Origin of the sequence: Paenibacillus sp. ACRSA (assembly GCF_022346845.1) — a bacterium.
In the GTDB taxonomy this organism is placed as follows: domain Bacteria; phylum Bacillota; class Bacilli; order Paenibacillales; family Paenibacillaceae; genus Paenibacillus.
Genome location: NZ_JAKRNP010000022.1, coordinates 39,700 through 63,261, shown reverse-complemented (window position 1 = coordinate 63,261; position 23,562 = coordinate 39,700). Strand labels below are relative to the sequence as shown.

The 23,562-nt window shown below is 45.7% G+C and carries 22 protein-coding genes; 1 reads left to right on the top strand and 21 read right to left on the bottom strand.

The features are described 5' to 3' along the window. Window positions 1-255 precede the first annotated feature (255 nt). The 8 genes from MH215_RS28265 to MH215_RS28230 form a co-directional block, all read right to left on the bottom strand. Window positions 256-888, bottom strand: a complete 633-nt coding sequence (locus tag MH215_RS28265; protein WP_239294207.1) for a hypothetical protein — start codon at window positions 886-888, stop codon at window positions 256-258. Between the two features lie 231 nt (window positions 889-1,119). Continuing rightward, complete coding sequence (locus MH215_RS28260; RefSeq protein ID WP_239294206.1) at window positions 1,120-1,755, bottom strand: hypothetical protein; 636 nt, start codon at window positions 1,753-1,755, stop codon at window positions 1,120-1,122. Window positions 1,756-1,876: 121 nt separating this feature from the next. Continuing rightward, window positions 1,877-2,200, bottom strand: coding sequence for a tyrosine-type recombinase/integrase (locus MH215_RS28255; RefSeq protein ID WP_239294205.1), 324 nt, complete (start codon window positions 2,198-2,200; stop codon window positions 1,877-1,879). Window positions 2,201-2,749: 549 nt separating this feature from the next. After that, the gene (locus tag MH215_RS28250) at window positions 2,750-3,043 is read right to left on the bottom strand and encodes a hypothetical protein (protein ID WP_239294204.1); all 294 of its coding nucleotides are present in this window, start codon (window positions 3,041-3,043) and stop codon (window positions 2,750-2,752) included. Window positions 3,044-3,055: 12 nt separating this feature from the next. Next, complete coding sequence (locus MH215_RS28245) at window positions 3,056-4,294, bottom strand: WXG100 family type VII secretion target (protein ID WP_239294203.1); 1,239 nt, start codon at window positions 4,292-4,294, stop codon at window positions 3,056-3,058. Between the two features lie 160 nt (window positions 4,295-4,454). Then, window positions 4,455-6,173, bottom strand: coding sequence for a helix-turn-helix domain-containing protein (locus MH215_RS28240; RefSeq protein WP_239294202.1), 1,719 nt, complete (start codon window positions 6,171-6,173; stop codon window positions 4,455-4,457). Between the two features lie 109 nt (window positions 6,174-6,282). Then, complete coding sequence (locus MH215_RS28235; protein WP_239294201.1) at window positions 6,283-7,059, bottom strand: (2Fe-2S)-binding protein; 777 nt, start codon at window positions 7,057-7,059, stop codon at window positions 6,283-6,285. A gap of 1 nt (window position 7,060) precedes the next feature. Next, window positions 7,061-8,101 (bottom strand): ABC transporter substrate-binding protein, encoded by a 1,041-nt coding sequence (locus MH215_RS28230; RefSeq protein WP_239294200.1) that lies wholly within the window; start codon window positions 8,099-8,101, stop codon window positions 7,061-7,063. Window positions 8,102-8,301: 200 nt separating this feature from the next. Between MH215_RS28230 and MH215_RS28225 the strand changes: the two genes are divergently transcribed. Then, window positions 8,302-8,694, top strand: coding sequence for a hypothetical protein (locus MH215_RS28225; RefSeq protein ID WP_239294199.1), 393 nt, complete (start codon window positions 8,302-8,304; stop codon window positions 8,692-8,694). 65 nt (window positions 8,695-8,759) lie between these two features. Here MH215_RS28225 and MH215_RS28220 read toward each other — a convergent pair whose 3' ends face one another. The 13 genes from MH215_RS28220 to MH215_RS28160 form a co-directional block, all read right to left on the bottom strand. After that, window positions 8,760-10,082: an LLM class flavin-dependent oxidoreductase gene (locus MH215_RS28220; protein WP_239294198.1), complete on the bottom strand. Its 1,323-nt coding sequence runs from the start codon at window positions 10,080-10,082 to the stop codon at window positions 8,760-8,762. 243 nt (window positions 10,083-10,325) lie between these two features. Then, a complete protein-coding gene (locus MH215_RS28215) occupies window positions 10,326-11,663 on the bottom strand; it encodes an LLM class flavin-dependent oxidoreductase (RefSeq protein WP_239294197.1) in 1,338 nt (445 codons plus the stop codon). Between the two features lie 26 nt (window positions 11,664-11,689). Further along, complete coding sequence (locus tag MH215_RS28210; RefSeq protein ID WP_239294196.1) at window positions 11,690-12,271, bottom strand: GNAT family N-acetyltransferase; 582 nt, start codon at window positions 12,269-12,271, stop codon at window positions 11,690-11,692. Then, window positions 12,271-12,765 carry a DinB family protein gene (locus MH215_RS28205; RefSeq protein ID WP_239294195.1) on the bottom strand — a complete coding sequence of 165 codons (495 nt, stop codon included), beginning with the start codon at window positions 12,763-12,765 and terminating at the stop codon, window positions 12,271-12,273. The genes MH215_RS28210 and MH215_RS28205 overlap by 1 nt, the downstream gene beginning before the upstream one ends. Window positions 12,766-12,811: 46 nt before the next feature. Then, window positions 12,812-13,822, bottom strand: a complete 1,011-nt coding sequence (locus MH215_RS28200) for an LLM class flavin-dependent oxidoreductase (protein WP_239294194.1) — start codon at window positions 13,820-13,822, stop codon at window positions 12,812-12,814. A gap of 23 nt (window positions 13,823-13,845) precedes the next feature. Next, window positions 13,846-14,598 carry an amino acid ABC transporter ATP-binding protein gene (locus tag MH215_RS28195; protein WP_239294193.1) on the bottom strand — a complete coding sequence of 251 codons (753 nt, stop codon included), beginning with the start codon at window positions 14,596-14,598 and terminating at the stop codon, window positions 13,846-13,848. Next, complete coding sequence (locus MH215_RS28190; protein WP_239294192.1) at window positions 14,595-15,305, bottom strand: amino acid ABC transporter permease; 711 nt, start codon at window positions 15,303-15,305, stop codon at window positions 14,595-14,597. Before MH215_RS28190 ends, MH215_RS28195 begins: the two co-directional genes overlap by 4 nt. Then, window positions 15,302-15,997, bottom strand: a complete 696-nt coding sequence (locus MH215_RS28185; RefSeq protein ID WP_056699109.1) for an amino acid ABC transporter permease — start codon at window positions 15,995-15,997, stop codon at window positions 15,302-15,304. The genes MH215_RS28190 and MH215_RS28185 overlap by 4 nt, the downstream gene beginning before the upstream one ends. An 82-nt stretch (window positions 15,998-16,079) precedes the next feature. After that, window positions 16,080-16,907: a transporter substrate-binding domain-containing protein gene (locus tag MH215_RS28180; RefSeq protein WP_239294191.1), complete on the bottom strand. Its 828-nt coding sequence runs from the start codon at window positions 16,905-16,907 to the stop codon at window positions 16,080-16,082. Between the two features lie 378 nt (window positions 16,908-17,285). Continuing rightward, entirely contained in the window at window positions 17,286-18,827 is a 1,542-nt protein-coding gene (locus tag MH215_RS28175) for a glycoside hydrolase (RefSeq protein ID WP_239294190.1), read from the bottom strand. A gap of 148 nt (window positions 18,828-18,975) precedes the next feature. Then, window positions 18,976-19,989 carry a carbohydrate ABC transporter permease gene (locus MH215_RS28170; protein ID WP_239294189.1) on the bottom strand — a complete coding sequence of 338 codons (1,014 nt, stop codon included), beginning with the start codon at window positions 19,987-19,989 and terminating at the stop codon, window positions 18,976-18,978. A 21-nt stretch (window positions 19,990-20,010) separates the two neighbouring features. Then, complete coding sequence (locus tag MH215_RS28165; RefSeq protein ID WP_239294188.1) at window positions 20,011-20,910, bottom strand: carbohydrate ABC transporter permease; 900 nt, start codon at window positions 20,908-20,910, stop codon at window positions 20,011-20,013. Then, window positions 20,907-23,558, bottom strand: a complete 2,652-nt coding sequence (locus tag MH215_RS28160) for a DUF5696 domain-containing protein (protein WP_239294187.1) — start codon at window positions 23,556-23,558, stop codon at window positions 20,907-20,909. The genes MH215_RS28165 and MH215_RS28160 overlap by 4 nt, the downstream gene beginning before the upstream one ends. Window positions 23,559-23,562: the final 4 nt, after the last annotated feature.

Genomic DNA, 23,562 nt, shown 5'->3' with positions numbered 1-23,562 from the left:
TTTTGCTCATGACTATCAACTCCTCTGTTTAAATAGTTTTTACATCATGTTGTCTCAAATCTAATAATTTTTGTGTTTGAACCTGGTCTTTAACATGTTCTTAACAGAGGTTTCTGCTAACGTTCCCGTATTCATGAACCCCGAAGGGGTTGTCTGCTGAAATTCCTCTTCGAAATCCTCTCAGCAGACCAAGACTCCGACAGGAGCCGCTGCTTGAATATTATGTTATCGGATGTTCATATCTCCTTGAGCTGCTTACATAATCTTTAAATCTAACTTGGAATATTTTTTCTTAAGCTCTTCATCCTCAGGAATCCAATTTGAACTCACCCATAAATGAATATGAATCAATTGGGCAAGCTCATCCACAGCTTCTTCAGGATTTTCAACCTGTAGTAATTTATCTATACTTTCTTGATCAATCTCAAGAACTTCCTTTAAATATTTAACATCCATTACTTCCTCATTAAGATCATATTCTTCACTCGCCCATTCTCCACAAAAATACTTTTTAAATTTAATCTTTCCGTTTTGAAATAAAGTGAATTCAAAAATATCTTCATCAAAAAAGCCTATAGTCATAATAGGTTCAGATATACACTTTGAAAGCAATTCTCCAACCTGTTCAATCGTCCCCCATTCAAAATAGTCATTCAGGATAGTAGTCCACTGTCTTTCGTGATCAATATAATAAGTGACCTCCAAATGTTTTTCTCTATTTGGTTCTTCTTTCTCGATTCTCTGTAGGTACTGATCAATGATATTTCTTTTATCGTTTGTATATCCAGTCAACTTATTCCCTAATTGATTATTTAACTGATTTAGCCCTTCAATAATTATGGTTTGATCTTCAGTTTTGATATGAAGATTTGCAAACTTTGTTCCCATTTGTTGTCCCTCCACTTTTTATATGAATTTCCGATAACGTTTGTGCATTCCTGACGTTCAAGCAGCTTAAGGACCGTAGGTCCGGGTCGTCAGACTTAGCCGGTTGAATGTGTCGCATGAAATTACTACTTCGAAATCCCCCTTGGCGACCAAGGAGCGTCAGCGACAATGCAGGAATGCTATGTTAGGTGATGTTTCTGACTTCATTCATAAACATAACTGGTCTATATTTCAAATCTTATTTTGATAAATATGACCTAAAAAATCATTCTGAATCTGTCTCTGTAATTTTTCAGTTAGTTCAATTAAAGGTTCAGCTATCTCATTAGGTTTTATGATTTCTTCAAAAAGTTCTTGATCTGTTCTCCCTGGAATCCAAAAGTTCTTAAATTTCCAAATTTCTTGTGTAGATCTATCCCATTCCTTATACAGTTTTTCACAATCTCCCTTGTACTTTTTAAGAATTATTTCTCTCTTCAGAATGTACAGCCATAAATCCTCTATGCTCTTATCTTCAATAATCCCCCATAAATCTTCATTAAATTCTTCTTGCGACTTAGCTCCAAATATCATCCACCTTAATTGTCCCTCAAGACTTCGCGTCCTTTGCAGCAGTTGTTTAGCACTAAATATCTTTTCAATGAACTCATCACATGTTTTTAGATTTAATTCTCTTTTAAATTTTTCAGTGTCATTCTTTAGATTAGCAACTCGTTGTCTATTTACATTCCAAAAAGTAATTACTATAGCTAATAATGAAAAAAATAACGCGAAAAGCGAAATTACTGATTTTAATGTTTCACCATCGAGCTGTATTAATTTATCCCACAAATTAGTTCCTCCATTTTCAGAAATTTCACCTAACATCTAATTTATGTACTTCGTAAACACCACATATCCTGGCTGATATCTGACTACGTATATGATACCCCAAGCATTGGTATTTGCGAAGAAGAATTTGGCGAAAAAGGTAGATTTATAGCAACACTCATTCTCCCAGATCCAGACGATCCAGCGGGCTCTGAATTCGTTGAATATTCTTTGTCCTCACATGCGTATATCGCTGGGTTGTTCGTGCACTTGTGTGACCAAGCAGCTCCTGGATATAGCACAGGTCTGTTCCATTTTCCAGTAAATGCGTGATGAAAGAGTGTCTCAGCGCATGAATACTTACCTTTTCCACAATTCCTGCGCGTTGTCTAGCTTCTTCAGAAACCTTCTGTACGCTCCGCTCAGTAAGAGGTCGATCAAAAGATTGGCCCGGAAACAGCCAACGATTGGGTCTATATTCAGATATGTATTTCTGCACCATATCTTAGGCGAGATTCGAAAGAAGCGTCCTCCAATCTTTGACCCTTCCCCTGTCTCACAATAAGTTTCTGCCTTTCAATATCGAGATCGCTGCAACTCAGACGCACAACTCCGAGGTAATATGAACTTCATCTGGATCAAACTGGCTCGTAAACTCCTGGATGGCCGCAATAGTGTAGGATATGATCCATATTTGCTGTTTGGGTTCCCACTCCTGCCCGTAATCTGACGAATGCGCTGAAGATATGCAGGGTTATAGGGAAAAACAAATATGTAATGCATGATTGGAGCCTTTAGTTATGGTGATCGTGTCTTTGGTTATAGTATCATCGTTCATAGGAAACTCTCCTTTGTTTGAGTCTATGTCTTTCACCGCAATTTTAAGAAATAAAAAGGAAGGCTATCCTCATCCCAAAAAGGGAATCAGATGACCTTCCGATGCTTTTGGAACATATATGATCTTAAAAAAAGAAAGCTAGGCACAGCCAGTGCAATAAAAAACTGCCACTCCATGTAGCTTCAACAAAACAAACCTACTGTCAATTTGTCCTCATGGATAACAGTAGACGATTGAACCAGCTACTATTTCATCTGGTGATATCCCTTTCCCCAAACATATCCCAACATTCTTTTTACCCGCAATAGAATGATTAATTTGAGTAGAAACAACTTCGAATATTTGCTCTTCCCCATCCGTTTTTTTGATGATAATCTGTTTACCGATCATTTCTTTAATTGTTGAAGGAAGTAGTTCATCCAACTCTTCATTAGCCCCCATAACGATGGTTCCGAATTCTGGAGCATCGAAGACTAATCCCACGCCAAACAGCATTTTAGTTTCCATTGTATGTCCTCCTTATCTCTGATCAATGAATAGCTCGCCTTTGACATCTCGCACTCTGAGATCGGCATTACGAAGTCTAACCATCGCATCTCTCAATAAAGCATACCGTTCAGTAGAATTGAGTTCAGGAGCAAACCTTGCTGCCCGGATACTTGCCTGAGCCTCATCAAGAGCATAGTTTCTTTTGAAGACTTCAGAAGGAAGTTCATAAAGTGGGAACGCTCTGCCTGCGATAGAAGCCTCATAGTGCCCAACAATCTCGTGAGCTAGTGTAGCATTCATTGAAATGCGTGTATTCGCACTCAAAGTCCCTACTCCCGGGGCTGCTGCTGGTAAGACATCCGTATTGATGACCAAGCGATTATACATCATGCCTGTATTCCAGGTATCATAATAACCAGGTTGTGCGATTAAGATATTTTCTTCGGGGAAATCAAGCTTGTTCAAGTAACTCTTTATCTCAATCTTTTGGTTATCCGTCAGCGGAAGCTCATTGCGTTGTCCGTCACTTAAAATCTGTCTAAAATCCACTGCACCCTCATATTTGACAGGGGGATTGATATGCAGCTTTGGTTTTAAAACAGAGCTTACCCCTAATACCATACCACCTGTACCAAGCATACTTGCCCAATGTTCACTTGACCAAGCATTTGTAGGCAAAACGGCTTCCCTAATCGTTCCATGGACTCCAAATGTCAACCAGTTCAGTGTGTCTTGAGGCGACTCTAAAGCTCTGTCAGCTCGATCAACATACCCGTTTACGAGTCCACTTGGAATACCAAATGTCCAGTAATCCAGAAATCCGCCTACACTATCATATCTCTTCTGATATCGGTCATCTGCCGATTTTATAAATGCTTGTCCTAGCTCTTTTAAACTATCTACAGACTTCTCAACTGCATTCCGATCGTCTACACCTTCCTGTGGGCCACAAGCATTCGGTGGGGGTGGTGGTAAACAGTTCATGTCTACTCGCCCTTCCGACCCGTGATCAGCTTGGAGAAATCGTTCTCCATGGTTATGTAACACAGTTGATATTGAACTCATAAGTGTGACAACTTCAGTCATAACAAGCTGTGACTTCTTGAAATCATAGTAGAACCTTTCTCTAGTACTCCCATCCCAGTTCGCTTCTATATCAGTCATGCTTCGTAGAAGACTTTCATTCATGTGTTGAAGAGTGGTATAAGCTGAAGAGAACTGTTTACTAATCGCGAAAAGTTGCTCTGGCGTAACCGTAATTCTCGTCATAGAATACCTCACACCTACTAAAGAAATATTTAGTTTCTGAATTCAGGGAATATCTGGATTTTACCGTTCATTTATTAACTGTGTCAAATACCTGTAGCAATAAACTAGTGAAGGATCTGAACTATAGCCCTTTTCTCAAATACGGATGGGAAGTCCCCCTTTAAGCCAAAAAAGCCTGCGCAATCTGATCTACGATCCCGTTAATACCTGTCGGTCCATAACAGCCTATCCAGGTTGCAGCATCGACCGAGTGTATGTGTTGTCGTTCACCCTCATCCAGCATACCCCACACACGTTGCTCTGTCGCAGATATGCCATCCTGAATGAGTTCATTACTCAGTAAGAAGTAGTGACTGGCGTGTACAACTGGTAGTCTATCTACCGAAATATGATAAGCCGTATCGGAGGTATCTGCGACAAATAATGGAGCAGGCAGACCTAGATCACGGTATAACACAGCACCTGTACGATGAGATGGAGAATGTACGCGAATCAGAGACTCCAGCGGACGAATCAATGCCACACTTTTGCCTGCCAGTATTGGAGCAAGCTCCTCTGACAAGAGTGCCGTTCGTCGATGATAATCTGCAATAATACGTTTGGCTTCTGCTCGCTTACCCGTTAGTTCACCGAACAAGCTCAGAATGGTCTGCCAGCTCTCATTGCGCTTGAACATGAGAACTGGAGCAATCCGGCTTAAGCGCTCATAGTATTGATCATGCACCTCGGTACAGATAATCAGATCTGGTGCCAACCGTTCCACCGCAGGCAGATCAAGGTACTCGTAGGTTCCGAGCAACTCGGTATTCTGGAGTCCTGCTCTAATATATTGTGGGAAATTGATTACTGCACTTCCCGTTCCTACACTGCCTGCTGGAGACAACTCTAACGCAAGCAAATGATCCGCATATTGAACATCGAGTACAGCGATACGCTGAGGCGTACTCGTGACACAATATTCACCACGCATATGGCAAATCACCGGGCCTTGTGAAGACTCATAGGATGAAGCCATGTGGTCTCGCAACAATGGATTAGCTATGAGTGTATCTCTCGAAGCGACAGCAAGCCTATAACGCTGCGGAGGCACTCCAAAATATTTTTTAAATGCTCTGCTGAAATAGTACATGTCGCGATAACCCATTTTGTCAGCAATTTCACCGATGGAAACATCCGTATGACGCAGCATCCGCGCCGCACTCTCCATCCGTAACTGAATGACGTACTCCATCGGTCCGAGCTCTTTCTCTTGTTTGAAGCGTCGCTGTAGCTGTCTTACACTACATCCAGCAAGTGCCGCTAACTCCTTCAGCTCCAGATTCTGCCGATAGTGACCCGATATAAATGTAGCGACAGCATCCACCATGTCTGACTTTGCTCCGCCCTGACTGCTCTCATACTCCATAATGAGTTCGTAGATTATGCCCTGCATCAATGCATTGGCGTGAAACCGTTCCAGCCCTTCACCACGACTCCATTTTGCTACAATTTTCTCCGCGACCTGAATCCATTCCGCTTGGGTTACCGAATGCTGAACAAACGAAATGTTCAATGGATGTTTGCGATACGAGGGCATAACAAGGGAGGCTCCTTCCATAGAAGAAGCCTGGTACATGATCACAATATATTGAATACTGTCCGCTCTAGCAGTCAGCGTAAAGGATGCTCCCTTCGCCACATGAGCAGCAAAAGAAGCCCCAACATGGCAAACCTCACCATTAATTAGGAGCTCCCCTTCTCCACCGCCTGCTAGTAGCAACACATTGGATGTTAATTCGATTTCGCTAAGCCCACTGCCTGTCTGCAAAATTCCGCTATGCACGTCAAGCACCTTGATCGCCGTATTACTCCATAGACTTGTCTGTTCTTGCAGCAGCATTTCTCTCATCTCCTGACAATAGCATCCTTAGCTAGATAGGATCGCCCGAATAGGTGTACACCTTTAACTCCAAGCGAGTCCCTTAGCAAAGGTAAAATTGTTGTTATTGTCATTTTAATTGAGATTCATTCTCACTGTCAATCTTCGGACATTTCCTGCAATATTCCCCTGACATCTGGTAATAGAAACAACAGGTGATCCGTTCGCTTTTTGCAACTGGAGCATTGTCTTTCATGTACGTGAAGCGGGTTAGCGGATTCTTTCTCACACCAAACATTTGCCCAGATGCCACCTGCGTCAGATATGAAAAATCAGCCTGGATATGCTCATTTCCCTGCTCTACCTCGTCTGCATCAGGCGTATACAGCGGCCCAATACGTACCATGATATTCTCCCAGAGAATGCTCATGGATAGAGGTGCTATCACAGCAAGTGTCTGCAACAACGGTGTAAGCTGCTGTGCAAACATCTCCTGTACCACCTTTTCCCGCCACACATTTCTTTCACCCGTTAGTTCTTCTGCTTGAAGCCCATTCACCGCTAGAAAAGGAAAACGTGTACCGCCATCATTAGCTGAGAGCGTCGGATGATAAAGGAAGCTGTTCTCCAGCTGAAACGACACATGCTGATGATGAAATGTCATTGCGGTCACAAGTGGAGCTGTCCACAGATAACCAATTCGCTTGGCTAACATGGAAGCGGCAACCTTCATGTCAGGCGCATCAATATATTCCTGAAACCAGCTGATATACTCTCGGCATACCGCTTCATCATGTAACTCACTCAAAGCAATGGTACGAACACTATTCTCAGGCGGCTTACCAAGCAGAATCGAATGATCCTCCACGGTTTCTTTCCATAAGTCACTCGAGAGATACTGATTCATACTAATTCGATCCCAGCAGCGCTTCTGATGCTTGATCTACAATCAGATTAATCGCGATAGGGCCATAGTATGCGATCCACAATGTTGAGTTTACGTCATAGGTAAGGTTGTTTTTCACTGCATCTAGAGATTGCCATACTGGATTGCTAACCATTGCCTCTGCCTCTGCTGCGAACAGCTCATCTGACAGTACGAAATAACGATCTGCGCCGATCTCAGGAACCTTCTCCATCGAGATTTCAACAGAAGTATCACCTTTGATCTCCTCAACGAGTGCAGGCATTTTCAAGCCTAAGTCTTTATACAGAATTTCGCCTGTGCGATGCTCGATACCATGAACGCGAATGCCTTCTTTTCTCGGACGAATAAGAGCTATCGTTTCATCTCCCATTTTCTCTGTCAACTGCGCCTTAACTCCAGCCGCTTTCTCTTCATACGCTGTGCGCACTTTCTCTGCCTCATCCTGCTTGTCTGTAATCTGAGCAATCGTAGCTAACGTATCACGCCAGTCTTCGTAGAAGTCGAGTACGAGGGTTGGTGCAATTTTGCTCACACTCTCATACTGCTTCTCTTGGAAGTCGGTCATAATGATCAGATCCGGATCCAAAGCTACAATGGCTTCCAGATTAGGCTCGTCCCGTGTACCCAGAACCTGTACGTCCTTCGGCTCATCACCTAAATATTCTGGAAAATCGGTGTTACCTCCAGCGATAACACTACCTGCCGGCTTCTCGCCAACAGCTAACATCTGATCCAGAAACTTAACATCAAGCACAGCAATTCTCTGTGGTTTCTCGTCTAGTGTTAGCTCGCCCTTCATATGTTTGAGCGTTACAGGAAAAGCTCCAGCAGCTTGAGTTTCTGTATTCGAAGGTGTCTCCGCAGGCGTTGCAGCGGACTCATTGCCCCCATTTGTACCTGCTCCGGCACCACAAGCCGTTAATACAAGCACAAGTGCCAGCATCAGACCCATTACAAATCGTGTTTTTTGGGCAGCGTATATCTTGCTTATCGCCGTTTTCCCCTCTGTTCCTTTAATCAAGATGAATCCCCCTTGTATGTGATAATGATTTTCATTATCGTATGATAAGGCGAGTATAAACGATCTTCACTTCGCCTTACCATGTACTTTTGCGACATTTCAACCGGACTAAAGCGACATCATTTCTGAATACCCAATCTCATAAACACGAGGTATACTTGAAAATAAATGTAATTTACACAACATAAGGATGTGTTTTTTTGAAAAAGAAGGTGTTAATTCTAAGTCTCGTTACACTATCTATTCTACTTATATTAGGTAATTTCAGGTGGGTTGACCTTGAGTCGAGTGTAGACTTTAGGTATAAGTATGACAGATGGGCAGGGCAGAAATGGGTAGACTTCTATCCACCGCTAGCTTCTACCAATAGCATGGAGTTCCCACTTATCTATATTGATGAGATCAACCAGGACACGCTAGAAACGTATTTGCACAAACAAGCTCTCTCAGGAGAGTTAGCGAATACGTGGGTTGAACGTACGAGGATAACAGACGGGTATGTCGGTCTATTATTACTAAATATTTTAGCGGTCATTTGGAGTGGATTTAAACTAGTTATTCTAAGAAACCAAAAGAAAGAGCGTCTTAGTTAAGACACTCTTGTCCTTAATCATTCATTTCCCATCTCAACTTCATCGTTTCACGATTGGAAACCAATTCAGCTACCCTGAGCAACATAACGGTTAACCGGAACTTTCAGCCCCAGATTCGCCCGTAACGTATCATGCTCATACTCTGTACGGAACAGACCACGCTGTTGCAGCACAGGTACGACCAGCTCCACGAAATCTTCCAGACCATTCGGTACCGTCGGGAGAATAATAAAGCCGTCCACCGCCTGCTGCTCGAACCATAGCTGCATCCTGTCAGCAATCGTTTCAGGTGTGCCAAAAAATAGAGGGCGGGGCTGTGCCACATGTAGAGCAACCTCGCGCAAGGTTAATCCTTGCTCCTTGGCATCCCTTTTGATCTGATCCGTCAGACTTCGGAAGCCGTTGGAGCCGAAATCGCCCAGATCCGGAAAAGGCTCATCCAGAGCATACTGCGTAAAATCATGATAATCGAAGTAACGACTCAAGTATTGAACCGCATCTTCGACGGAACCAAGACGGACAACCTCATCATATTTACGCTGAGCCTCCTCTTCGGTATGCCCTACAATCGGTGCAATACCCGGCATAATCAAAATCTCCTCCGGCTTGCGTCCGTGGGAGACTGCCCGCTGCTTCAGGTCATCATATACCGCCTTGGCTTCCTCCAATGAATTCCCATGAACAAAGACAGCGTCTGCTGTACTCGCAGCAAAATTCCGTCCTGATTCCGACGCCCCTGCTTGGAAAATGACAGGATGCCCCTGTTTCGAACGTGCGATGTTCAGCGGACCAGCCACCTGATAAAACTCACCTTTATGGTTAAGCTTGTGCAGCTTCTCCGGGTCAAAGAAAACACCGCTTTCCTTATCCCGAATTAATGCATCATCTTCCCAGGAGTCCCACAATCCCCGCGTAACCTCCACGTACTCTTCTGCCATGCGATAACGGGTTTCATGATCGGGATGACCTCCCTTGTTGAAGTTATCAGCCACACCCTCCGATGGCGAGGTCACCACATTCCAAGCTGCACGTCCACCGCTGAGATGATCCAGAGACGCAAACTGACGAGCCACGGTAAACGGTTCGCTATAGGAAGTGGACAGCGTTCCCGCAAGGCCGATGTTTCTGGTCGATGCTGCCAGGGCAGACAAAACCGTAAGTGGCTCAAAACGATTCAAAAAATGAGGAATTGACTGCTCGGTAATATGTAAACCATCTGCAATAAACACAAAATCAAGCTTACCTGCCTCAGCACGCTTAGCCTGCTGAATATAAAAGTCTATATTAATACTTGCATCTGCCGGTAGATCCGGATGTCTCCAACCCGAAACACTGGAACCAACGCCGTGCAATGATGTGCCCAGCTTTAATTGACCTTCTCTTGACATAACCGTTCTCCTCTCAATTCTTTTAGAGGTTGTTCAAAAAGTTCACTTTTGATTACCAAAAATGCCTGTCGGCATCTCAGCGTCGAATATGGGACTCAGCCGAAATAAGTGGGATGCTTACGAAGTTTGTTTCCTTAGGAAACAATGTAGTTGCTCACGTAGTTTTGCCTACGCTCCGCTACTCCATTTCTATCTTCATCCCATCTTCTCGGTACTGAAAACCGCTCTTTTTGAACACACATTTTAAAATGCGGTATTCGCTTCCTTCCGCTGGGCATAACGATTCTCCGGTATTGGCAACCCGAGATGGCCTCGCAGAGTGTCAAACTCATAATCGTTACGAAACACACCCCGCTCTTGCAAAATCGGCACAACGTTATCGACAAAAGCATCTAGGTCTTCCGGTGTAATCGGATGCACAATGAAGCCGTCGGCTGCTCCCGTCTCGAACCAATGCTGCAGCGTATCTGCTACCGTCTCAGGTGATCCGATAAAAGGAGTCCGCGGCGCCACCGCTTCCAGTGCGACCTGTCGCAACGTCTGTCCTAGTTCACGAGCTCTCGCTTTGATGCGATCTGTGCTGCTGCGGAATGAGTTTTGCCCTATATTGCCAAGCTCCGGAAATGGCTCATCCAGCGGGTACTGGTGAAAATCATGATGGTCAAAAAACCGGGCCAGCACATCCAGCGCTTCCGTAATCGGTATGCGGTTTATAGACTCTTGGTATCTCTGCTCTGCCGCTTCGTCCGTTTGCTCAACGATGGGAACAATGCCTACCATAATGGCAAGGTCATCAACTCCGCGCCCTTCCGTAAGCGTACGCTGCTTCACATCTTGATAGAAGGCTCTGGCATCTTCGATGGAGTTCTGTCCCGTAAATACGGCATCGGCTCCCTTTGCAGCGAGTTGTTTTCCAGGCTCCGATGAGCCCGCCTGAAACACGACAGGCTGTCCCTGTTGGCTACGTGCAATGTTGAGTGGTCCTGCTACCTTGAAATGTTTGCCTTTATGATTAAGCGCGTGTAGCTTATTAGCATCAAAAAAGACACCCGTCTCCTTGTTCCGTACAAAAGCGTCATCCTCCCAAGAATCCCAGAGACCACGTACAATGTCCAAGAACTCCTCTGCAATCTCGTAACGATCCCCATGAGATGGGTGCTGCTCTTTACTGTAATTGGCTGCGGAACCTTCCAGCGGTGATGTCACCAGATTCCAGCCTGCACGTCCCTTGCTGATCTGATCAAGAGAAGCGAACTGACGAGCTGCGTTAAAAGGTTCACTGTACGTGCTGGATAACGTACCCACCAGCCCGATTCGGGTGGTGACTGCCGCAAGCGCGGACAAAATCGTCAGTGGCTCGAAGCGATTCAGAAAGTGAGGAATCGACTTTTCATTGATCGACAATCCGTCAGCAATAAACACAAGATCGAATTTACCTCGCTCGGCCGTCTGTGCCTGCTGTGTGTAAAAGTCCAGATTAACGCTGGCATCCACGGGTACACTGGGATGACGCCAACTGGACATCGTTCCACCAACGCCCAGAATAATACTGCCTAATTTAAGCTGTTTGGGTTTACTCATGATTCATACCTCCCGCAGTGTTGCATTTATTGAAGCAGTGGAGTGTTGGCTAGCTGCAAGCAATAGCTTTTGACTAGCGCCTGCCCTATCGTAAATTCTTTATCGTGGGCTCGTTCAAAGCCCAGTCGCTCATAGAGACGAATAGCCTCCCCCATCATATCCGACGTATGAAGGTGCAACGTATGCGCTCCACGCTCTCTAGCGAATTGGGCGCTAGCTCGAATTAACGCCGTAGCCACGCCTCTGCCACGTGCCTTGCTTGTCACGCCGAGCAGACGAATAACAGGGGAGTGAATGCCAAGCTCTGGCCTACCGTAAGCCGTTTCGGATGAAGCATATACAAACACACTGCCTACAACTTCTCCGTCAAGCACAGCTACCAGCTTCGCGACCGTTGACGATTGCTCAATCGCTTCTACAATGCTTGCTTTATACGCAATCCATACATCATGAGGCAGTTCCTGTTCATATTGGCTATATGCATCCAGCAGAACTGCCTCCAATAAATGAAGGTCTTCGGGAGTGGCCTCTCTAATGAAAGGTCCGCGATCATTTGCATCCTCCGTCGTATGCTGCCTTGCATTGGATTGCGCCTCTATATTTCCCATCACAGCACCTGCTTTCCGGCTGCTTCCTGCTTAATTCTCCGAATCTGGTTCACATGGTTCTGTACATGAGCAACAAATGCCGGAATGATCGCTGAAATGGAGACCGACTCGCCTTTAAAGTTAATACCGTTTTTGTTCCATTCCTGTTCGTCAAGCCGCTCCAAAAGTCCAGAATTGTATTGCACCAAACCGTGAGCAATTGCAATAAGTTTGGATACGTGTTCCTCATTCGCTTTTTGTCCAGCAACCCATGCATCCTGATCAAACGCAGGCAGCTTTACTTGCGATCCTGCTAATATTTCACGTATTCGAAAGGAAACAACAATACTATGATCCACCAGGTGTGCCAGCACCTCCGTAACACTCCACGAAGTTGGGGATGACTTCCATCTCAACTGCTGCTCGTTTAGTCCCGCAATTTCCTGTTCAATTTCGTTATACGCCTGTGTATATGCAGAAATGATTGACTCCGTTGTGTTTACTGTGTTCCCCATAATTACCGCTCTCCGATCTGTATAATTAATTTAAAATGTAATTTGGTCACACTAATTCTTCTGTAAATGCCTCTTTAAGCAACTGGAAGGAACGAACCCTTTTATTAAAATCAGGGACTATGGTTGTAAATACAAAGCTGTCTACACCGTATTCCTCCGACAGTTCAAGTAGCCGCTCCCTCACGGTTTCCTTCGTGCCACGGGTGATGTCCGCATCGCGTTCAACCGCGGTATACGTTTCCCCCGCCTGTCTAGCGAATTCCTCCGCCTGCTTCAGCGTCTGCACATTAACGGTTTTGCCACTGGCCAATGTCACACGTACGCTTTTGTGCTGTCCTGCCAGTTCTGCTGCCTCTTCTTCCGTATCTGCTGCAATAACAGACAAGGCCAGAACGGCTTGTGGCTCCCCATACTTCTCGCGATTGAACTGATCGCGGTAGGTGTCCAGCGCAGCTCGTGCTGTCTCAGGATCACTGTTAATAAACAGTGCAAATACATAAGGCAGCCCCTGCTTTGCTGCTAATTCAGCACTGGAAACACTCGTACCAAGCATATAAATACCTGCTGGATGTACCGGTAACGGATGGGCAGTGAGCCCTGGCTGCGCATGATGTTCACCCGCAGAGGAATGGAGGAAATCCTGTAGTTCCACCAATTTGTCTTCCAACGTTTCCGGTTCCGCAATCCCTTTTTGTAACGCCTTAGTAGAACGAGGTAAACCTCCCGGTGCACGCCCGATGCCCAGTTCTACTCGACCAGGTGCCAGCGTGGCAAGCACATTAAAGTTCTCCGCTACTTTATAAGGACTGTAATGCTGGAGCATTACGCCTCCAGAGCCAATTCGGATCGTGCGGGTCTGTGCAAGCAAATAGGATACCAACACTTCAGGCGAGGAGCCGGCAACACCTTCCGAATCATGATGCTCCGCTACCCAAAACCGATCATAGCCAAGCGACTCTGCGAGCTTCACAAGTTCTACTGTATTATTCAGCGCTTCCGCAGCCGTGTAACCAGGAAACACAATGCTTTGATCCAAAATCCCCAATGTAAATGACATATGCATTCCTCCTCAAATGTGACCTAGATGGAGTACGCGCTATCAGGCGTAATCCTTTTAAGAAACTGTTTTGTACGTTCCTCTTTGGGATATCGGAATAATTGCGTTGGTTCCCCTTCCTCAACAATGACTCCACCGTCCATAAATACAACGTGATTCGCTACTTCCTGAGCAAAACCCATCTCGTGAGTAACGATAATCATCGTAATGCCTTCCTGCGCAATCTGGCGGATAACAGCCAGCACCTCACCCACAAGCTCCGGATCCAGAGCAGAGGTTGGCTCATCGAACAAAATAACTTCCGGATTCATCGCCAAGGCTCGTGCAATGCCAACGCGCTGCTGTTGTCCACCTGACAACTCACTAGGGTACGAATCGAGCTTATTTCCGAGACCCACCTTCTCCAGCAAGGCAGCGCTACGCGCCCGTGCTTCATCCTTTGGTACTTTGCGGACAGCAACGAGACCTTCCATCACATTTTGCAGCGCCGTTTTGTGGCGGAACAAATTGTATTGCTGAAATACCATCGCTGATTTTTGGCGTAGCGCATGGATATCCTTTTTGCCATGCTTCTTGTAATCCAAGGTGAAATCTCCGAGTGTGATATGCCCGGAATCCGGTTTTTCCAGATAGTTAATGCAGCGCAGAAGTGTGGTTTTGCCCGAACCGCTTGGCCCCAAAATAGCAACGACCTCACCGCGCGCTACGTTTAGGTCAATGCCGGTAAGCACCTTGTTGTTCCCGAAGCTTTTGTATATTTGCTTAAGTTCAATCATGACACGCCTCCCCGACTGTACGCTCTGAACCGCTTCTCTGCCAGCGCGCTCAGTCTTTCAATACCAATGGTCAGACCCCAGAAAATAAGAGCAGCTGCCACATATGCCTCAAAAAACTTCCAATTCGTTGATGCAACAATCTGTGCCTTGGCATTAATCTCCACCACCGATACGGCAAACGCCAACGTTGAACCATGCAACATACCAATCAGCATGTTCGTAATGTTAGGTAAGCTTGCTGCAAAAGCCTGCGGCAACACAATTCTGCGCAAGGCCTTCGTCGCAGTCATACCGAGAGAATAAGCGGCCTCAATCTGCCCGCGATCAACCGAGAGCAAACCAGATCTGACAATCTCGGACGCATACGCTCCAGCCGTAATCGAAAACGCTAGATAAGCAAAACCGATCAACGGAATAGATGCCGAATTAAACCCAAGCCCGAGCGATTCCGACACACTATCCAGCAACATGGGCACACCAAAGTAAATCAGTAACAGGTGCGTAATCATCGGTGTGCCGCGAACAAATGTAACGTAGGCAGCCGCCAGTTGACTCAGCACAGGAATTCGAAATTGACGAACAAGTGCAACGGCTGTGCCAATTAGGAAACCGAAAACAACCGATACAACCGTAATTGCTAGCGTAATTGGGATTACACCGAGAAGTTCCACAAAGGCGGTCCACACAAAAGAGAGATCAAAGCTCATATTGGAGCAAACCCCCTTTTCTGCACTCTCCGCTCAAGTACACGGAACAGTCGTTCTAGCACAAAACTTAAGACGAAATAAATGAGAGCCAGTGAAATGTACGCTTCTATAAAATGCCGGGACATCGTCGCCAATGTAGAAGATTTGCCTGTCATCTCCATAACACCCACGCTAAAAGCAAGCGAAGTATCCTTCAAGCTGCCAATGACCATATTGGAGAAAATCGGCAACGCCGTGACAATCGCCTGCGGCAATACAATGCGGAAAAACGCTTGTGGCCCCGACATGCCAATTGCATAAGCTGCCTCTACCTGACCACGATCCACAGAAGCAACAGAGGCACGAATCATCTCCACCATAAATGCCCCGCTATTCAGCGCGTAAGTCAGAATAACAAAATACAAGGCTGGTACACGATCTGTATTTACACCAAACAACTTCAAAATCTCTGGAAATCCATAATAGAATAGAAACAATTGAATCAAGATCGGCGTGCCACGAAAAAAGGATACATACAGCTTCGATAACCGGTTCAGCACTGGGATGTTATACATTTGAGGCAGTGCTGCGATAGAACTAATGACAAGTCCCAGCACCATAGCACTAACTACAATCAGAAGCGTAGTGCTGATGGTCGGTAGAAGCTTTATAAAATAGTCAATGATATAGCTGAACTCAAATGTTGCGCCCATCGTTGCGGCCTGCCTTTCCTCTAAGAGGTTGTTCAAGGTACGCTTATTGAAAAGCAGACTTTTTGAACAACATCTCTAAGTGTTATTTGGTCTCCGATTCCGTAGCGTCAAACCCAAGCCACTGTTCACTAAGTTGCTTCAATGTGCCGTCCGCCTTAATTTCCTTCAGCACTTCGTCAACACGGTCAGCGAGCTTCTGCTCTTCAGGGTCATTTTTGCGGAACATAAACAGCGTGTCGGATTCACTAAGCGGCGCACCAACTAGCTTCAAATCGTTGTTAGGATCAATCAGTGGAAGTGTGAAGTCGGCAGCAATCGACGCTGCAACCCGTTTCGACTTGAGTTGTGAGATGAAATCGTTGGCTACACCGCTTGAATAAACAATTTCAAGTGCGTTGTCATGCTCTTTATTGTAGTTTTCCAGCAGGATCGCTTGTGCACTGGTTGCTGTCGTAAATACTTTTTTGCCCTTCAAATCATCAATCGATTGAATGGAGTTGTCGTCTTTGAGAACAGCAATTTTGTTTTTCCAATGTGAATATGCTTCTTTGTTAAACAGATATTTCTCCTCACGCTCCGGATTTTTCTCCATTTGATGTGCAACCATATCAATCTTGTTCGTTTCCAGGCTCAGCAGTAAGTTGGTGAACTCCAAGGTCTGAAACTCGAATTCGTAATCTTCCAAACGTTTATCAATTTCTCTGACAAGCTCTACGTCATAACCCGTCAGCTTGTTATTATCGTCAATAAAGGCTACATTCGGAAACTGCGTGCCTGTCCCCACAATAATTTTGGTCGGCGCCGTTGTTCCATTTGCTCCCGCTGCTGTCTGCGTTTCCTCCCCGGTGCTGCATCCTGTCAACGCCAGTACCAGTGCAGTAGTAACCGTTAAAAGTGACCATTTTTTCATGAATATTTCCCCCGTCATATTGGTTATTATTTTTATACCACCAATTCTTACTTGTTAAGTAGGAATTTATCTAAAAATAGCATTCCAACAGAATCATCGTCAACGGATTGCTTATAGATAAGTTCTATATGACGATTCAATTATTGAATGTGTGCGAATACATTGAAGCAACATCACGAGTGATCGTTGTGATGGGATGCCAAAAAGCGCCACGTTTATATCGTCGTGGCGCTTTTTTCAGCTGATGTATGATGCTAATCGGTCATGCAATACAAATCTAAAGCTAATGTACCGACATGGCAGCAATTTATTAATCTAGCAACAGCGTGTAAAACTACTGCATTTACTGAATATGCCGCACAACATCACAGTTCAGCTTCATTTACCCGTCAGGGTCACTACCGATTGCTCTGGAATCGTAACGAGAAAGGATTGGTCATCGCCTGCCTTAACACACCCCATATTAACCAAATCCAGCCCGGCATTCGTCACGTAACATTCCAGTACGGAAACGACTCCGTTCACCCCCAGATTGTGAAGGCTCAGCTGAATGCATTTGTCTCGTGCTCTATGGTTCACCAAGACCACGGTCACCGTCTGCTCTTCATCATGCACATAGGCAGAGCCCAGCAATCCGCTGTCTGCTTCTTCACCGAGACCGTTCAGGTCGATTCGCTGTGCGCCAGGGCGAATAAACTTGCTGTAGTTGCCCAGCACCCACAACATTTTGGAGGTTACAATGCTCTGTTCATCGCCCTCCTCCTGAAAATCGGTGTAGATCAGTCCGTCCTTATAGTCCACTTTGGATACCGCCGTCCACCACTGCCACGCAGCCGCGTTTGCTTCCACCAGGTCGAAATGAATGGTTCGCGCCACATGCAGTGCAGGCTCCATGCCCAGATCCCGACCAGGGCCGTACTCGCCCAGAATGCAATATTCCGTCACCCAATATTTGGAGCTCGCATCATAATGGTTCATATTGTCACGCAATAACCGTCTGAGTCGAACTAGCCGATCGTCACCCGGATGGCTATAATCCGACCAGTAGGAGTGTGAAGCGATTTTATTGCCCACCGCTCCCTTCATCTCGGGGTCACCAATCAGCGCCTTAATGTATTCCCGGTATTGGCCTGTACCCAGCTTGTTGGCACCACTTGAATACGTACCACTGCCTGCAAACTGGCGATAATACGCATCGTCCAGCAGTGATGTAATTTCCACCCCGTCAGGCGCACTGATACGTGCTCCCAAGTTGGTTAACTGCAATTGCCGATGCAGCTCCAGAATAACACGTCTTATATCCTCGTTGTTATAGCGATTGCCCTCCTGCCAAGCCTGGTTCCAGTCCCAGGTAGGCTCATTAATCGGGCTGATATAATCAAAGGACAGTCCGATCTCCTGAAAATGCATTAGTATATGCACGAGAAAAGCTGCAAACGCCCCCTCGTACCCCTGCTTCAGATTGGTCGAACCCACTTCGGAATCTGGCTGGGCATGACCGTTTTTGGTCATCCATACCGGCGGACTATTTACAAATGCAATGAGCGTCTCCACTCCCCGATCACGTGCAGCCTGAAGGAACCATTGTTGTCCGGACTGTTTGCTCCATTCATATTCTCCATCCTCCGACATTTTGAAAGCTTCTGCGCGTCTCCATGGATCGGGAATTCGGCCTTGATCAGTTACTGTGGAGCCCGCACCAATATTGAAACGCCAAGCAGATAATCCGATGCCCTTCTCTCTCGAAAATAATAGATCAGCCAACCGGTTTTTATTCTCCTCCGTCCAATGCTTGCCTAACGGTTCCATGGACCATGCATCCGATGCGCCAAAGTTATCAATCCTCTGGTAGCGAAAGTCTCCGCTAACCGTTACCACCGCATCTCGTGACCCTTCTAACCTCGATAGCGTTTTCCCCATCTATATAATCCTCCTCTTTTCCAGCCGAAGCAGCTATACTTACTTGCAAGAATGGAGCCACCTGTACAGTGACTCCATGCGATTGCAAGCTTACTGTCCTAGCATTCCAGCCAGCATTTTCTCTTTCAGCCATTCTCTATGTTCATGTCTAGCCTACAAGCCCGGAACGCTCCACACTCTCTACGAAATGACGTTGAACGAACAGATAGATAATAAGAAGTGGCAGAATAGCCATCAGCACACTTGTATTCATCATCATGGACATAAAAAATGGATCCTGCGTATACGATTCAGCGGCTTGACCTCCGCCGGTCAGGTACGTTGCAATCGTGTATCCGGAGGAAGACATCATCGACGACATGACCTTGGGCTCGTTCAGGTACATATTGGTGAAGAACGAGTCATTCCATTGCCATACAAATGAAAACAGCATTACAGTGACCATGGAAGGTATTGCATTTGGTAAAATAATGCGTCCGAACGTCTTGAAATAGCCTGCACCATCAACGTATGCTGCTTCTTCAATCTCACGTGGTATGCCCCTGAAAAATTGGCGGAAAATATATACGTACAGACCTGTTTTCACGCCCATGCCCAATAATGCAGAGATCAGGAACGGCCAATACGTATTAATCAGATTCGCAGGACTGCCTCGAAACAATTCAATCAAGCCAAGCACATCAAAATTTTTATAATTCAGATAGAGCGGAATCATGATCGTCTGAGAAGGAACCAAGATGGTAAAGATCACCGTGGCAAACAACAAACCACTTCCTCTGAACCTGATCCTTGCGAACCCATAGCCTGCCAGTACACACGTTATCGTCTGAAGCAGCATAACAGCAGACGACAACCATAAGGTATTCATTAGCACACTCGGATAGTTCATTGCTGTGAATACCAGTTTGAAGTTATCCAGCGTGAATTCGCGGGGAATCCAGATTACTGTCGGGTCATACAGATCGGACATACTTTTAAATGAAATTGATATCTTCAATAAAATGGGATACAGAATAACGAATGAAATGCCAAATATCAGGACGAAACGTACCAAAATCCACAGCCACTTTTTAATGAATTCAAACCAGTAGGCAGTAGAAGTTAGGCGCTCTAGCCCTTCTTTTTTGGCAGTTCGCTGCCCTGATGCGGTTCCTGTCTTCATGTCATGCCTCCTTCGGAATTGCTAATTCTGATAAAAGACCTTACGAGACACAAGGGCAGTTGTCACCCACAAGATCAGTGCAATAACGGCGAAATATATCCAGGACATCGCCGCACTGAGCCCAAAATTAAAGCTCTTGAAGGCCGTATCCACCACAAGCCGACTGGTCTGGTCACTGATGAAGCTGTCCACGATCGTGTAGACCAGATTGGTCAGGATCAATGGACTCAGCATGGGGAATGTAATCTTCCAAAAGGCTTCATATCCCGTCGAGCCCTCAATCTTGGCGGCTTCATACAGGGACGGTGAAATCGACTGCAAGCCTGCGAGGAAAATCAGAATTTGTACTCCGGACTGACTAACAATCTCATAAATTCGACTTACCGCACCTGTCAAATATTCAACTAGAATCGGACTCATGCCGGATTCAAGCAGCATAATCGTCAGATCCAAATTTTTTAAGACGGACAGTCCCCCACCGGTCATATCATTGGCATTACGTACAACGGATTGCATCAAGTCCCCGTTCTCAATACTGGCAATGATGCCCGAGGCCAGAATAACCGGCAGGAAAAAGATCGCTCTTGCTAACACCCGTCCGCGAAACTTCTGATTAAGAATGACGGCAAAAAACAGACTAAAAATAATAATCAATGGTGTATTGACCACAATATTCAGAACTGATTCCGTCAACATTCGTACATAGGATTCATGGGATAACAGAGCCTCACGGAAATTGGCTAAACCAATAAACTCTAGGGTGAACCCTTCATTAGAAACCTGAAGATTACTCAGACTGTATCGGAACGATGAAATTAACGGCACCATGAACAGAAATAGGAACCCGATGAACCAGGGCAGAATGAAATACAAACCGTAATATCTGTTTTTTTGTTCAAGAGATAACTTTTTGAGTTTCATTCCGGCATGTCACCTCCTCCTACCTGGTAGCTCTTCGCTGCCACACTGACGCCGTCAATGTTCACAGCAACATCGTTGTAATTGACCATGACCGTTTTTCCTTTTTCAAAAGTCGTCTGATAGACACCATCGTTCAGCTTCTCATGGTTCACAATGGTTTGATTTTGCACATCATACAGGACATCACTAATCTGCCGGTAACGCTCGGCTGATTCCTGAATCCAACGCCGATAATCTGCTGAATATAACTCGTCGAATCCAGTCATCTTGATTGCAGATGGATCGGCATAGAACCATGTGTAGTAAGGTGCTGATCCGGTTTCAATCGCTCGCAGCATCTGTACAAGAGAATCCTGATCGTCAGCCATATTCCATGCCGTTCCCGCATATTGGATGTAGCCGTGATATACCAGTTGGAAAAAAGGAACTGCTTCATCGGTTATATTAAAGCCGCTATTACTCATAGGTGAATCCACAATATGCCGGGCGTAGGCACTTGCATACACATTGCCACCTTCCACAAGAAGTGACGTATCGGAACGATGCAGTTGCTCAAGTTGTTCGACTACAACCTTCTTCGCCTGCTCGCGATTGACCACGTTTGCACGATTGAAATCGGAGTTCAACTGATCACCTAAATCTCGAAGGGACACGCCCGAGAGTCCCAGCCGAGTATGGTCTTGCAAAAATCCATCCACAATGCCAGGTACGGCTTGCGGGCTGACCACATAGCCTGGTGAAGCCTCTTCATCCCGCGTAAATGTAGAGATCCGGTATGGGAACAACTGAGCAAGCTTGCCTGTAACTTGACGTGAAGCATAGGATTTCTTGAACGCTTTAGCTTCTGGAAACACCTCCAGAAAAGACACATCCGGGTAAAATCCGAAGCCATTCTGCTCCGTGTAGGCCTGCAGACTTTGCAAACCCTGAGCACCTCCAAGCTTCTTATCAACAACAATCGACTCAGGCATGTCGTGTTGGATTCCTCCGTTAAACCACCCCGAGTAACGAAGCTGAATGTCGCTCACACCGTAGCTCTGCATCTCCTTCAAGATTTCCTGTGATTCCTCAAAGGTTGTCAACGGCTCGTAGGCATTGTAGGGTATGCCCAGAAAGAACTTTTTCTTCGGAATACCGCCAATGAGTTCTAAGTAAAACGGCAGTGCTGTGTCATCAGCCAAACGCGTCAGCTGCTTGTGCTCAACCAGATAATCCCGATACGTCGAAGCCATACCTGAATAGCTCGCATTGTCCGCACCCAGAAATTCAAAGACAACTGCCATCTCATTATGGAAAGGCTGTGCCTGAAACCGTTTGACCGTGCTGGAACGCCATCCATTAGTGAGTGTAACTTCCTCCATACTGCTTAGCGTGAAGCTGGAATGCACCGTATTGTATTGATTCAATCTGCCACTGATATCCGCCTCGACGGATGCAACCGCATCGCCTTTGTCAATGATAGCCAAATATCCTTTGTCTCCGTAACTCATGCCATACACAGGAATTCTAGCCTTCTGTTCCTTCTGAATCTGGGTGAGTTGATTAACCGCATGATCGCCACCATACAGGGTGGTGCTATACGGTGATGCATACGTCTTTTGGTTATTAAAATAAATCAGTGATCCTGATCCATCCGGTACCAGACTGTATCCTTCATCCGAAGGTCCGCTGGCACCGAAAAAAGGTAGCAGTGACAAGGATTGAATCTTCATGGAATCCGGATACTGGATACCGCCCTCAGGGATCGATACTCTCAGGCGTCCATCTTCGAGTCGATAATGCACGGGCACGACGACATTCTCAAGCCCGCTTCCTTCCTCTCCATTGGCTTCCTTGTCAATCGCGATCTGTGCCTCATCATAGTCAATGGATTCCAGAATTCGGGTTACTTTGGACAAACCAACACCTTTCAGAGATGAATCCCGTCTTTCGTAACGCTTGTTCTGCTCATCATAACGAAAGCGCTTCTCTAACTCTTTCTGATCCTTTTCCTCCAGTTTCTCGAGGATTAAAGTCCTGAAGCGTTCCTCGCTAATATATTTGGGAATAGCTTCAATATCGCTCTTGACTTCACCCAGCGTATACACGATATTCAGGCCGTCTTCGACCTTTTCGATTTCAAACTGACCACTCTGAACACTATGTGTATAATTGTCGTATTTGAGCGCGTTGCCGGCGTTATCGTAATACGTCAATTCGAGCTGTACATTCAGCTGGGACTTGTTATATCCGGTTGCGATGGCATCCTGTTCCCGATCCTGCGGATTGGAAAACCACATCTCACCATGCTGCTTATCGAGCGTCGCAATTTCTGTCGTTTCCGGCTGAAGATACAGAATCAGTTCTTCGTTCTCAGCTACGACTTCCATACCCTCAGGAACAGTGATTACTTTATGACTTACAGCTTCATTTGCCAGGTCTTGGTTTACGAATGGATCTGCGTCAGCCTGAATAGACTCTGTCGTCTTTTGCTCTGATGATGCTTCTGTTTCTTCTGTTTCGGCCACAGTGCCACGATGAGGTTGTTCAGACTCAACTGTTGTAGTCACCGCTCGTTCATAGACCGACTCTGCGTAGTTAACATTTTGCGTCATCAACAAACTGCCGATGATGATCGTAATGGCAAACATAGTACGACTTTTGTTCACCTCC

What these genes read in the sequence shown, in the direction of transcription:
- MH215_RS28205 (WP_239294195.1), bottom strand. Translation starts at nt 12,765, where the DNA reads ATGGGGAACACAGTAAACACAACGGAGTCAATCATTTCTGCATATACA.
- MH215_RS28185 (WP_056699109.1), bottom strand. Translation starts at nt 15,997, where the DNA reads ATGGGCGCAACATTTGAGTTCAGCTATATCATTGACTATTTTATAAAG.
- MH215_RS28180 (WP_239294191.1), bottom strand. Translation starts at nt 16,907, where the DNA reads ATGAAAAAATGGTCACTTTTAACGGTTACTACTGCACTGGTACTGGCG.
- MH215_RS28250 (WP_239294204.1), bottom strand. Translation starts at nt 3,043, where the DNA reads ATGGAAACTAAAATGCTGTTTGGCGTGGGATTAGTCTTCGATGCTCCA.
- MH215_RS28255 (WP_239294205.1), bottom strand. Translation starts at nt 2,200, where the DNA reads ATGGTGCAGAAATACATATCTGAATATAGACCCAATCGTTGGCTGTTT.
- MH215_RS28200 (WP_239294194.1), bottom strand. Translation starts at nt 13,822, where the DNA reads ATGTCATTTACATTGGGGATTTTGGATCAAAGCATTGTGTTTCCTGGT.
- MH215_RS28190 (WP_239294192.1), bottom strand. Translation starts at nt 15,305, where the DNA reads ATGAGCTTTGATCTCTCTTTTGTGTGGACCGCCTTTGTGGAACTTCTC.
- MH215_RS28165 (WP_239294188.1), bottom strand. Translation starts at nt 20,910, where the DNA reads ATGAAACTCAAAAAGTTATCTCTTGAACAAAAAAACAGATATTACGGT.
- MH215_RS28245 (WP_239294203.1), bottom strand. Translation starts at nt 4,294, where the DNA reads ATGACGAGAATTACGGTTACGCCAGAGCAACTTTTCGCGATTAGTAAA.
- MH215_RS28170 (WP_239294189.1), bottom strand. Translation starts at nt 19,989, where the DNA reads ATGAAGACAGGAACCGCATCAGGGCAGCGAACTGCCAAAAAAGAAGGG.
- MH215_RS28215 (WP_239294197.1), bottom strand. Translation starts at nt 11,663, where the DNA reads ATGAGTAAACCCAAACAGCTTAAATTAGGCAGTATTATTCTGGGCGTT.
- MH215_RS28195 (WP_239294193.1), bottom strand. Translation starts at nt 14,598, where the DNA reads ATGATTGAACTTAAGCAAATATACAAAAGCTTCGGGAACAACAAGGTG.
- MH215_RS28175 (WP_239294190.1), bottom strand. Translation starts at nt 18,827, where the DNA reads ATGGGGAAAACGCTATCGAGGTTAGAAGGGTCACGAGATGCGGTGGTA.
- MH215_RS28210 (WP_239294196.1), bottom strand. Translation starts at nt 12,271, where the DNA reads ATGGGAAATATAGAGGCGCAATCCAATGCAAGGCAGCATACGACGGAG.
- MH215_RS28220 (WP_239294198.1), bottom strand. Translation starts at nt 10,082, where the DNA reads ATGTCAAGAGAAGGTCAATTAAAGCTGGGCACATCATTGCACGGCGTT.
- MH215_RS28240 (WP_239294202.1), bottom strand. Translation starts at nt 6,173, where the DNA reads ATGCTGCTGCAAGAACAGACAAGTCTATGGAGTAATACGGCGATCAAG.
- MH215_RS28265 (WP_239294207.1), bottom strand. Translation starts at nt 888, where the DNA reads ATGGGAACAAAGTTTGCAAATCTTCATATCAAAACTGAAGATCAAACC.
- MH215_RS28235 (WP_239294201.1), bottom strand. Translation starts at nt 7,059, where the DNA reads ATGAATCAGTATCTCTCGAGTGACTTATGGAAAGAAACCGTGGAGGAT.
- MH215_RS28260 (WP_239294206.1), bottom strand. Translation starts at nt 1,755, where the DNA reads ATGTTAGGTGAAATTTCTGAAAATGGAGGAACTAATTTGTGGGATAAA.